The sequence below is a fragment of the Nocardia sp. NBC_01730 genome (genome assembly GCF_035920445.1).
GTDB lineage: Bacteria > Actinomycetota > Actinomycetes > Mycobacteriales > Mycobacteriaceae > Nocardia.
Genome location: NZ_CP109162.1, coordinates 7057447 through 7070891, shown reverse-complemented (window position 1 = coordinate 7070891; position 13445 = coordinate 7057447). Strand labels below are relative to the sequence as shown.

At 64.4% G+C, this 13445-nt stretch carries 1 protein-coding gene (running past both ends of the window); it reads right to left on the bottom strand.

The whole window is internal to an alpha/beta fold hydrolase gene (locus OHB12_RS29200; RefSeq protein ID WP_327112628.1) on the bottom strand: the coding sequence, 155337 nt in all, runs 22168 nt past the left edge and 119724 nt past the right edge, and what appears here is coding positions 119725–133169 — codons 39909 (complete) to 44390 (partial); reading right to left, the first codon wholly in view occupies positions 13443 to 13445. Both the start codon and the stop codon lie outside the window.

The window sequence follows — 13445 nt, the reverse complement described above, 5'->3', positions numbered from 1 at the left end:
TGGGTCGTTGCGCGAGATCTGGGATACCAGTAGCCGAGTCGATCGACCGCGGCGAGGACCCGGCGCCCCACCTCGGTGTCCGGGGGAATCGGCGCCTTGAGTACTTGTTTGACTGCGTAGCGGCTCGTGCCTGCTGCTCGAGCCACGTCGGCATGGCTGGGTTGCGGTTTGAACGTTCCCGAAACGATCCGGCCGTCGACCAGTCGCCCAGGTGTGAACCGATTGGCGATGAAATCCGGATCGATAGCTTTCGCGAGCACCTCCGGGATCTCGAGCCCCAGGATCTGCGCGGCAGCGAGTACACGCTGTTCCCCTTCCGTGTATACCGGCTCACGCCCGCTGAACACCATCCAGACCATCGACGAAGAGACGTCGGCAAGCACTGCCACGTCGGCATATACGGCTTGCCGGGCCAAATCCGATTCACTGAATTCCAGGAAACGGTCGGCCACTTCGATCAGTCGAACAGTCGCCGGCGTATCTGCCGCCGCATCCAATCGGCGCCGGAGTTCTGATACTCGCTGGCGGGTCACACCCTGCGGGTCATCGATATCCAGCGCACGGGCCAACTCCAGACGCAACGCGCGTACCTGCTCGGCGGTTGCGGGCGGCGGTTGGGTCGTGGCCACGTCGACTTGTGTTGCCTGTTCGGGGATACCACCGACGATGGTCGCAATCGACTGCGCCAAACTGTGCACGGCGCGGGGTGTCAACTCCGCGAGCGCTTCCGGACCGATGTCTGTAAAACGTCGATCGGACGACGCAGCCACAGCTTGGTCGTACCCGAGCCCGAACCGCATCCACAACCACCGCTGCTGCGCTGGAGTCAGATTCGCGATGCCCGCCTCGAAGTCCGCTCGGCTCGATTCCGCGACCGCGCAGTACGCCGGATCCGATTCCGTGAACTGTCCCGCCAGCACCCGGAGGGCGCCGGCGCGCTGTCGCTCGATGAGTATGTCCGCGAGCTTGTCCTGCGCGGCACGGCGCAACCAGTCGCCGACGTTCGCGTCGTCGGCACCAGGCCGGTGCGACGACTCGACGTCCATGAACACTTCCCTGGTGACCGCACGGGCGAGCAGCGCAATCGGCTCCGCTCGCGAATCGCCTGGCGCGACAGGCACGCCGAGCCGGATCAGGACATGCCGGAAGACGTCTCGCTCCCAGCGCTCGCGGAAAGTCGCCGTGTCAGCCGGTTGCGCTCGAGACACGGCCTGCGGTTCATTCGTCGTGGAAGCTACGACCGCGGCCGGTCGGTTGGCAGAGTTGTCGCCGGTGGTCTCGGATGCGGCGGTGGCATTGATGTCCGTCTTGCCCGCCGCGGGCGAAGGGCGCACTTCGGTGTTGTGATCGGTCTGTGCCGCAGGCGGTCTCGGCGAGATCGGGATCTGCGCGGTTATACCACGTTCGGCGGCAATCGCGATGGTGAGCTCGCGGACCGAATCCCACACGGCGGCGGACGCGCGGTGCGGCTCGCGGGGCCCCCTGTACTTCATACGTCGCGCGCTGGTGTCGTTCGACCAGAACCGACGGATGACAGGTCGCGCGCGGTTGGCGGTGAGAGTAGCGAGCGCCCGCCGCACATCCACCGGGCTTGCGCTCGTCAACGCCTGGAACAGCGGATCGGACTCCTCGAGATCCACACCGCGAAGCAAGAAACCCAGGGCCCGGCCCCAGAACTCGGCATGCACGCGAAGCTGCGTGAGGTGGCCCTGGGCAATGGCATCGACCCATTCCTCGACGGCCTGATCGCCTATCTCGGTACGACGAGCGACCGCGCTCTCGCACACTTCGTCGGTGATCTCCGATGCCAAATGGTGCCCAACCACCGGAACCGCCATCTGGAATACCTTGTCGCCGAACCGTGCACGGACCCGTTCGAGTGCCCGCTCCGGGTGGCCCTGCGCGACATCCTGTTCGAGCAACTGCCGGAACCGCGGTGGTGGCATGTGGCCGCTACCACCGGTCGACGTGGTTCCCGCGATGGGGTACCGCGGTGTCTCGTCGGGTGGCTCCATCATGGGGTTGGTATCGCGATGGTTGTCCGGGGACTCCGTGGCGAGATCCGAACTCGGGTCCGTGTGCGGTGGCGGAGGCTGTTGTCGCCGCGGTGCCGATGTGGGTGGCTCGGGTGTGTGGTCAGGTGATGCCGAGCTGGTCGTGTCTCGTGCTTCGGCTCGTGCGAGTATCGCTTCCGCCATCCGCGAGTAGGCCAATTTTTGGGCGTCGGTGGCAGTATGGCCCAATGACCTGATCGCGGCGTACGCCTCGGCATAGGCCTCTCGGAGATTGAGTTTACCGTCGTTGCCGAAGCTGTAGCCGGTCAGTTCTCTGCTCAGCCAGCCCACGATCTCATCCAATTCGGTCGGCCGGTTGTTCCGGACGAACAGGACGACTATCGCACGCATCAACTCGGCGAAGTCGATTTCCGGACTATCCATGAGACCGCTGAGCATATGAAAAGCGTGGCCGCGTTCATGGGTCAGGAGAACATCGATCGGATGACCGCCGTTCCCGACCGAATACCCGATCTTCACCGAGTCGCGAATTATCAACTCCAGCATCGCCGGATTGATGGCGTACCGCTCGTTCAACACAAACTTCGCCAGGCGGCGCGAACCATTCTCGACAGGCGTAGGCGCCCAAGCCATTGCATATTCGGTCCCCATGTCGACGGGATCGATTATTCCGACTATGAGCCGGTCTTCCGTTGAGCGTCCAACCAGTAATTCGGGACGTTCGGTGAGCATATTGCGCACGTTCGCACAGAATCTTTCGGCGGTGTCGAGAGTGACATCCTGCATGTCCAGCCCGACAGCCTCGACAAGATAATCGTATTCGCGTTCCAGGTCCTGTGCCATTTTTCTTCTGGCGCGAACCGATGCCGACTCCGGATCGATGGCGGGACCCCGGCCGGAGTCGCCGCGCCATTCCTCGGCCCGGTCGACCATCAGTTTGTGCAAGACCTGCATTCCTGCGCTCTTCCGCGGCCGACCATCCTCGACGGCCGTGAACGAACCGATCAGAGCAGTGCGAATTTGCAGGTGTCGTTTGTCGGCAAAGTAGCGCTCACCCGGGAACTGCCGTTGCAGCCATTCAGTGAACTTCTGCTCGTCGATCGGGTGCGGAGTTCTGTGCGATTTCAGCCATTGTGGAAATTTCCATGTCACGGGATACCGGAAGGCTTCCCGTAACGCGTCCATTGCGTGCGCCTCGGCACGCCACCGACCGGCATGGATCATCGCCTCAGCGAATGCGAAGGCAGTCGAATAGCGAATATCGTCGGGCGACGAGTCGTTGACGCGGTCGATCGCCAATATAATCAAACTCGCGATGCGCGAACCCTCTGAATCTATTGTTCCACGGAACGGCATGTTCTCGCGGTCGGCAATTCCTATTTCTCGAATAAATACTGCCGGATATTTCACGAGCAGATCATGGATCGATCGGATGAATACCCGTACGCCTATCGGATCAACACCTTCCGCGATGGAAACCGTTATATCCGGATGCCTATCCTCGAACGCCTGGATAATGTCCCTGGCGTCCTGGTCGGCGTTATGTGGCCGGGCGGGTAGGTCGGGTGCACCCTCCCCACCGGCGGGGCGGGCAGCGCTGCCAGGGCGGCCTGGGTCATCGTCGGGACGCGCGGCGGCCCAGTTCGTGTCGGGACTGCGTGCTGCCGAACCATTTTCGCCGTCGACATCGGAACCCTGATGAGCTGGCGCTCCGGGGTGGTTCGCGGTCGGGGTGGGGGGTTCGATCGGTTCGGATGTCTCGTTCCAGGATCCTTCCTCGGTGTTCGCTGGGTACGGATGAGATCCTGCGGATGGCGCGGGATTGTTGTCGAGGAGTCCCCGGCGCAGCGCCGCCATCAGCACCGGTATTTGACCCTGCACCCCGAGTTTGTCGCCGATGCGAGCCTCGCGATCCCGCACGGTTGTTCGCGACCTCAGCCCCAGCCTTGCTGCAATGGCGCTCTGCGACAGACCCTCCGCCATCAAACCGAGTAGCTCCAGCTCACCGCTGGACAGCCTGACGTGACTCGACGGCGCCTGCCCGTAACCATCCAGGAGCCCCTGGCTTCGCGCCTTCATCACCGTCGCGATCAAGCCGTGGGTGGCTAGTTTCTCCGCCGCGCGAACCTGGTGGTTTTTCACCGTCCTCGGCTCCACGAACAGACGGGCACCGATCTCGTCATTCGACAGGCCCTGCAGTGCGAGTCCGAGCACCTCGACTTCCCGATTGGACAGCGGACGTTGATCCGGGGCCGCCACCGTCGGAGCGGAGTGCGGCGACTCGGGTGGTCGTCCAGAAGATGACTGGTCGCGCTCGTTTTCGACAGTGCCGTCGGACAGACGGGCGGGATGAGTGGGCAACAGCTCGTCCAGTCGGCGCAAGACCTTGCCCAGCAAATCGGTCGCCTCATCGACGGGGGAGAACGCAGAAACCTTTCGCTGATCCTCGGTGAGCTGCTGTGCCGCGCCTGCGGAACGGGCCGGGACCGACAGGACAGGTTCAGCACTCGCGCCATCTGCGAAAGATACGGCGATCCATCGGACGGCAGCTTGTGCGATGAGCTCGATCCCGGACCTGTCCAGCCGCAGTTCCGCCGCCAGATCGGCGGGCGACTTCCCCCACCGGCACAAGCCGTCGACGACCCGCCGCGATTGCGGATCGAGCCGCATGAAAACCTTCTGCACTTGCCGCGACCTCGCCCCGGCCAACGCGATCATCAGCGCACCGAGCCGACTGCGTCGAGCACCGTCGAGCGACTCGATCACGATGGTGGCGGCCTGTTGTGCCGCACTCGTGACCTCACCCCAGCTGATGCCCAGCTCGTGTGCTACCTGGGCGACCGATTGTCCCGTCTGCAGGAGCCGCAAAACTCCATACTGTTTGTCAGTCAGCTTGCGGACTGCGGCAAGCATCTGCGATGGGATGGCGTCGGCCAGCACGTGCTCCGGGCCATGTTCTGCGGCGTTTGCCGCCAGAATGGCGCAGAGCGCGTGATGGAACTCGATGGGTCCGGCAGGCGCGTCGCGGTTACCGGTGGGCGCCGTGGTTCTCGTGTTCCGCTCGGCGCCCGATGATGTCTTCGGCGCGCCTTGCGCCTGAGCCTGTGCGGCCGATCCCCGCATTGATTCGGGACCGGTCATGCCCCGTTCGTGTGCCTGCGCCAGTTGCGGCCGCTCGGCTGGGCTAGGGCTGGGCTCCCCGTCTGGTGGTGTGCGGCGTGGTTGTGGCCGGTCCCGAGGCACAGGGGTGAATGCTGGGTCCACCGCGGTCTCCGGCCTCGGCGACATGCCACCTGCGGCGCGGGGCTTGCCAGCAGTGCGCTGCGAAGCTGGTGGGGCCTGGCCGACCGGGAAATCCTCGGCCGGTTCCCGTGACCGCTCGGAATCTTCTTCCGAAGGGACGGCGCCGCGCTCGGATGACATGATGCGGCCGGCAGCGGCCCGGACATCAGGTTCCGGCACCACCGGGAGTGGCGGGCGGTTGAGCCTTTTGAGGTCCTGATCGAGGATCTCTCGTTGTCGGTAGACCGCATCCACTGCCGGATCTCCGGGTCCCGCACCGGTTCTGCGCATGTGGTTTGCGAGTCGGTTGTCGAGCCAACGAATTTGCTCGGCTATCCGTTGCCGGGCTATGGCCCGCTCTTCCCGAGTGCCGTTTTGCGCGATGGTTTCGTTGTTGAGCACCTTCCACGGAATGCCGGCGTCATCGAGCGCTCGACGCAGTTCGGTGGGCGGTTCCGTGGGGAACAGGACATGGTCGATATCGGCTATCGTCACTCCGCCGTGGATCTGGGCCTCTGCGTATTCCCGTCCGGTGAACGAAGGCATCCGGTACTGCCTGTCCATCGTTCGGAGTGGATGATCCCACACCGTATCGGGAACCTTGAATTCGCCGGCTACAGCCGAAGTGTCCCACGCATTTGAATCCGGGAACGCGCCGAAGGATTCGGGCTGCGGGTCCAGAATGCGCGAAGGGAAGGTCGAATGGCGGATGTTGAAGCTGTCCCCGATGGTGAACGTGGTCCGTTGCAGAACTTCCTGCTTGAAGACCACCTGTATCTCTCCATAGGAGCCGAGCATGTCGCTGTCACCGATCGCCTGCTTCCAGGCGTCTTCCACGAGTCTCGTCCACCATCCGATACCGTCCGGCCCGGTCGCCGCCGGATGTTCCCCATCCAGTAGCACGTATCCGTAGACGGGACGCATTTCGGGGGGGTGGGTTGTCGGATCATAACCGAACCATATGTGCTCTTGTCGGGCCCGGCCGGCCATACTGACCCCGCCGGCGGATTCGTTGGTTTCGAACTTCGTCTTGAAGCGTCCGTCGCGAACAATTGCCATCAATGTTTCGGGGCGAACCCGCGTCGCAACAGCCTTCTCTGCCAATAGCTCTTTCAAGTGTGTGGTGAGTTCATCGCGGAATTGCACCGGATCTTTGCCGAGTTCTGCCGCAATACCATCGAGCTTATCGTTGATATCGACCGGAACCGGCGCGACGATCTGCGCGTCGACCGCCTTCACCACGGTTCCGACGAGCGGCTGCGACTCCAACATGCCTTCCGATGCTGCGAACGCCGCAGCGCCAACCACACCTGGCGACGGCGCCAAGGCTTGTTTCGGCGCCTCCCCCGACACCGCTGGTTCATCAGCCGAGCGGGCCGTGGTCGGGGACCGACGGCTGGTCGAGCCATTTTCGGGAGCAGCGACATGGCTGTCCGGACGCCGATCGCTCCGATCATCCGACGGTGGCGCTCCGTCGGTCGGATCGTCTTCGGTCTCGGCCGGGTCTGTGCCGTCCTGCCGCGGTATCCACGCCACTGCGACCACGATGTGCTCATGAGCAGCCACTCGGCCCCGGACCGTCACCGGGGAGCCGAGCACGTCCATGCCGTCGGTCGGCAGGTGAGCCGTGAAAGCGCCGGTAGCGAGGTCGATCCCGACGTTGATCTGGTGCAGCGGAATATCGTCGGCGAAGAACGCGCCCAAAGCCCGGCCGACGCTGCGCTTGGCGGCCTGCAACAAAGATGGCAAGTCCACCCCCTCGCAAGCCAGGGCATGGTCTCCGACGTCGCGCATCCAGGCCCATTCGTCGGGATGGACCCCATGGGCGTAATGGAGGCCGAAGTATTCCGAGTCGTCCCAACGCGGTGCGGGATGGCGCTCGTGAAGCGCGCTCCCGACACCGATCGCTGTGTACTGCTCGACGGAACCGACCACTACCGCTTGGTAGATCCGCGCGTTCGCAAAGGTCTGCCTATCGGAATCGATGACTCGGGTAGTGGCGACTATTGCGCCGTCCGGAATCGGCAGTGGCCCGTCAAAGCCATCTTCGTTCCTCGGCCTGTGCGTGGGCTGGGGGAAACCCGCCCGGCCCAGTGCGTCACGAGCACACGCCAACTCCGGATCGGCACCCCCCAGTGCGCGCACCTGCTCTTCCCCGAGAAGTTCGGCGCCGACCATGCCCGGAGCGAGCAGGCCATGGATAAGCGCTCCACCGCCCAGATCGAGTACTTCGACCTCGAGGTCCGTAAGTTCTTCGGCGGTTATCTCCTTGTCGGGACTGAGAACATCGGTCGGATTCTCGCCTTCGCGACGTGCGGGCGCTTCGGCGACCTGGTCCTCCCGGTCACCGCCGCCGAGTGCAGCCTGATGTCCGGCGGCGGCGGGGTCCGGTTCGGGCTGCTCTCCTGCCTGGGCGGCGGTATCGGCCTGGCCGTTGTGCTCGTGCTCGGCCATGAGGTTTCGGGCGTTGACGCGTACCCACTCTTCGATGCCCCTTTCACCGACCTCGGCAAGTTCACCGATCTCGGCGAAGCGATCGACCGCACCCTCGAACGCCTCGTCGGTGATCTCCCGCGCGAGCCGAGGTTGACGGACACTATCGCGCACCCACCGAAATATCTTGTCCCCGAACCGTTCGTGCAGCAGGGCGACCGCCTGGTCCGGATAACCCTGCGCGATAAGTCGTTCGACATACTGCCGGAGGAACGTCCCGGTCACGTTGTGATACGCCGCGAGCACGTGGCGCGGGATCTCTTGTTCGACGATGTGCCCCTTGCGGGGAGAGTCCCGCAGACCCTTTACTTCACGCAGGATCTCGACCACGACGTGGTCTGGAATCAGATCCTCATGGGAATCGGATCGCAGTCCGTAGAAGATGTAGTTATCCACCGAAACCGGGGCCGTGACGACGGATACGTGCTCGACGTCTGGACACTTCTTCGCAAACGTCGCCACCACGCGGCGCGCGTGTTGCGGCGCACAGACGGCGACGATGGAGATGGATTCGACATCATGACCGTGCTTTCGCAGCTGAGCTATGGAGAACGCCGCATTTCCCCTGGTATTCTCGGCGTCCGGTTCCTCGATGATTTCGTTGGATTTCAGGCCGAGTTTCTCCGCAGCTGATCTGAACTTGGCGGCCTCACCGTGCCAACCGGAGAACACAATAGGGATTCCACTGAGACCATGCTCGCGAACGAAGTTCGCGACAACCGCCGACCCACCGTCGTCCGGGCTGCCGCACACGATGATGGCACCGTAGTTGCGTTCAGTATCGAATTCCCATTTCGGATCATGTCGTAGGAATTCCCAGATCGTCGCCAGGTCGGACATCGTCTGTTCGGTATCCACCCCCCGATCGCTCAGTTCTTGCAGCCAGACTGCATAAGCGTCGCTGTCGTTCGCACCCACATGTACGGGCTGGGACTGGGGTGCCGCCCAACCGGCCGCGGCGATGTGCGCCTCGATCACTTCCGATTCCGGTACGGGAGCATCATTCCGCGCGGCCGATGGTATGGGGGACGATTCCTCCTTGGCGAGTTCATTCTCGTTCGCCGCGGATTGATCGTTCGGCTCGGAACTGCCTCGTCCGACTCGGAAGTCGCTGCCGCGCAACCGGACTGTCTCGCCCGGACCGGCCACGTCGTGCGGGTCCACCGGGTTGCCCTGGTTATCCAGGAACAGTGCCGTGACCTGCTGACCGGCGGACTCTCGTGGTGGCGTGAAATCGGGCTGGACGACCCCCATGCCCGGATCCCGGCGTTCGATCCGCACGTTCCCGTTCCGGCGCACCAGCCAGAAGGCGTGTCCGAGATCCCCGTGCGCGCCGGTTCCTCGCACGGTCGGGTCGAACACCACCACCGCGATACCGTCGCCCTGGCCTGTCTCCTGCTCGTCCAGCCGCGCACCCCACGCCTCCAACCGGGCCGCGGCCTCGGCGACATCGGTCAGCTCCTGCGAGCGCTGCTCGCCCAGCGCGGATTCGATGTCGCTGACCAAAGTCCCTGCCAGCTCACCACTCTCCAGCTCCCCGACCGGCCGCTGGTATTCGGCCGCGATATCCGCCACCACCATCGGACCACACAGGTTCAGCAGGTACAGCCAGGACCCGGACCCGTCGGTGTCTCCCGCCGACGTCGAGTTCCACTGCGCCAGTGACGGATCTACCAAACCAGCGTGCCGTCCGCGCGGATACCACCAGTCGAGTTCCGCGATTTTCGCGAGCACCTCGCGCTTGGTTTCCACACCGATATCGGCCCCAGCCAGCACGCGCCTGAACGTGCGTTCAGACACGCCGACTGCCTGCGTCACCTCCGCTTGTGTGGGCTGTGGGGCGAACGTCCCCCGGACAAACCGGCCCGCCACAAAATGCCCCGGAGTGAACCTCCGCGCCGCGAACACCGGATCCACGACGCCAAGCAGCTCGTCGGAAACCGGATATCCCAACCACAACGCCGCCACCAAAACCCGCTGCCCACGCTCCGTCGACACCGGACCATCCCCAGCCAACACATGTCGAGCGGTCATCTCGGACACCCCGGTCAACTCGACCACATCGGCGAGTGTGGGTTGCCGGACCAACTCCCAGTCGCCGAATTCGAGGAAACGCCCAGCCAATTCGATCAAGCGAATGTTCTTCCGCGAACCAGGGCGGTCACGGATCTGCCCCAACGCGGTTGTGACGCTTTCCCAAGTCACCTGCTGCGGTGGCACTCGCAGTAGTTCGGCCAGTTCGATCTTCATGGCCCGGATCTGTTCGACATCGACCGGTCTCGGATGCCAGTAGCCGAGTTCTTCGGCCGCCTCGAACACCAGACGCTTCGTCTCCGCGGCGACATCACGGAGCCCATCGAACACGCGGGTGACCACACTGTTGTCCACGCCGACTGCTCGGGCGACCTCGGCCTGCGTGGGCTGCGGGTCGAACATCCCCCGGACGAACCGGCCATCGTCGAACCGCCCCGGAGTGAACCTCCGCGCCGCGAACTCCGGATCCACCTCCGCCCGCAACTCATCGGAAACCGGATACCCCAACCACAACGCCGCCACCAGAACCCGCTGCCCCGGCTCCGTCAACACCGGACCACTCCCGGCGAGAACCCGCTGGGCCGTCAAACGACCCACCCCGGCCAACTCGGCCACATGGAAGAGCGTGGGTTTCCTCGCCAATTCCCAGTCACCGAATTCGAGGAAACGCTCGGCCAGTTCGACCAGGCGAGTGGCGTCCGGCAGACCCGGTCGGTTGACCCGCGTCGACGCGGCCGTAACTTTCTCCCTGTTCACCTGCTGTGGCTCGACCCCCAGCAATTCGGCCAGTTCGACCTTCAGCGTTCGAATCTGTTCGATGTCAACCGGAGGCTTCGGATGCCAGTACCTGAGTTCTTCCGCCGCCGCCGACACCAGACGTTTCGTCTCCGCGGCAACGTCACCAGCCTGGTTGAGCACCGCACTGACTACAGTTCGGTGCACATGGGCTGCGCGCGCAATCGCATCAAAGCTCGGTTGAGGAACGAACTCGCCGGGAACGAACCGGCCATCGTCGAACCGCCCCGGAGTGAACCTCCGCGCAGCGAACTCCGGATCCACCTCCGCCCGCAACTCATCGGAAACCGGATACCCCAACCACAACGCCGCCACCAGAACCCGCTGCCCCGGCTCCGTCAACACCGGACCACTCCCGGCAAGAATCTTCCAGGCCGTCGAACGATGAACCCCGGCCAACTCGGCCACGTCCGCCGTCGTGGGGTGACGGTCCAATTCCTGACTGTCCAGCGCGAAGAACGACTCGATGAGTTCGACAAGCCGAGTCGGCGCGGGCACCTGGCTCCGCCCCGCTATCTCATTCAAGTGCCGCAGTTGGGCCAAAGGTCCGGGTGGCTGCGGAACGACTGTCGGCAGTTCCAGCCTCCGCGTGGCAAGCAACCGCTTCAGCTCCCGCGCCGAATCGACGTGCTGTCGCTGTGCGTCCCCCGTCAACCGAGTCGCGTCCGTACCTGACGAGACCCCGGAGAGGCCGCCCTCCTCCAGGAGCGCCCGGCGCCCGAGCCACTGCCCTAGCTCTGGCAGGTTCCCGGAGTGGACTACCCGCTCGAAGCGGACCGCGTGATGTCGCAGCTGCTTCTCCAGAATGGCAACGGCCCAGCGCAACGGCTCTCGGCTCAGACGGCCGGGTTCCAGCCCGAGCAGACCGGCCAACTCCACCCGCAGCGCCCGCAACTCCTCGAAGTTCTCATAGCCGAGGAACGTTCCCCGCACCGAGGAAGCATCGGAAGTATCTTCTGGCACCGTCGGAGACATACCGCGAGCGGCCACGATCATCGCCTCGTCAGCATCGAGCACCGTGACCCCGAACAGGTTCCGGGCCACCGGCCCCGCCGCCGCAAGCTGCTCGTCCTCGACTCGACGTGTCGTAATACCCAACGCGGCCGCCGTCTCGCCGACAGTGAGCCTTTCGACAAACCGCCGACGGACGATCTCGCGTCTGGAGGGACCCAGGGTGTAGCTCGCGCCGCGCCGCGCCGCGGTCGGATCGACCCACCCCAACACATCCACCAAATTCACCGCCTGCTCTGCGGTAACCCACGTCACCGGGGGCCTCGCGCCAAGAAATTGCGCCGACTGCCGGACCACTCGCGCACGCACTTTCCTGGCCGTCGGGATGTCGAGACCCAGCTCGGTCGCGATCTGGCTCAACTCCCGGCCTTCGAGGAACAACTCGAGACACGGCCGCGCATCGTCGGTCAGCTCTCGCAACGAATCCCAGAAGCCGTCGCTGTTCTCCTGGTGCGCCGCGACGACAGCCGCCGCCGCCCCGAACAAAGCCGGGCTCTCACGATGATCCGCCCACAACACCGCCAACGCGAGGTACTTCTCCGCCACAATCGCTTCGCCAAGACGAGCCACGGCAAGACCTTCCAACACCGCACACAGGTCCACCTCCAGACCCAACTCCTCCGCGACCTGCTCGACCGAAAGCTCGTCCCGGAACCGCAGTGTGATCAGCTGCCGCTGAACACCATCGAGCCGACGTAGACCTCGGTCGAACCCCGCCAGCGCCGCCCCAGCCAGCGCCGCGCCTTCAGGACTCGACTCCGAACGCCCCTCGACAGCGCAGAACGCGTCCAAGAGATGACGACGAAGCCGCTCGAGCGCCGCACGGTCCCCACACAGCGGCTCCGCCAGCTCCTCATCACCGTGCCGCTCGTGCGCGGTCGCACGGGCCATGCGCTCGATGGCGGGTCGCTGTTGCCGCGGCACCCGGTCGGCAGGATCGGCTTCCAGCAATGTGACCAACTGTCTGACGGCCCGCTGCCTCTCTCTGACCCGCCCGCCCAGTTCATTCCCGAGCTCTGTGACCGGCCACCCCTGCAAGCGCAGCGTTATCCAGGACCGCTCATCGGCGGTGAGGTGGTCGAGGCAAGCCTGAAAATCCGTGCTGTTCGTCCGCGACGCCACCACGATCTTCGCCTCGTCGCCCCAGACCACCCCGACCCCGGTCAGTTTCCGGGCCACCCGTCCCGCCGAAGCGAGCTGGATTTCCTCGATTTCACCGACCGATACACCCAGTTCGTCCGCCATCGCTTCGTTCGAGCGATTCCACAGGAATCGCCGTAGGAAGATCTTGTTTTCGTTGACATCGAGGGTGTCCAGCGCATGCCGTACCGCGGTCGGATCGACTGTGCGCAACGCCTCCACGATGCTCAATGCTTGTTCGCCGGTAACCCATGCACCTATGGGCATCTTGCCGAGCACCGCCGCCGACCGCCGGATGGCGCGGGCACGCAACCTCCTGGCCGCCGCAATATCGAGCTTCATCTCGGTCGCGATCTCATCCACCGCCCGTCCGCGCAGGAACAAGTCGAGACACGTCCGCGCATCACCGGTCAACTCTCGCAAAGAGTCCCAGAGACCATCACCGTTATCCAGTTGCGCTGCAACAACAACCGCCGCAGCATGGAACAATTCCGGAGCCGCACGCGGGTCCCTCCACACGACCGCCAACGCGGGATGCTTCTCCGCCGCGATCCCCTCGGCCAAGCGAACAACGGCAAGACCTTCCAGTACCCCGAAAAGGTCCACCTCCAGACCCAGCGCCACGGCGACTTCCGCTACCGAAGCCCCATCCCGAAAGCGCCGCACAAGCACTTC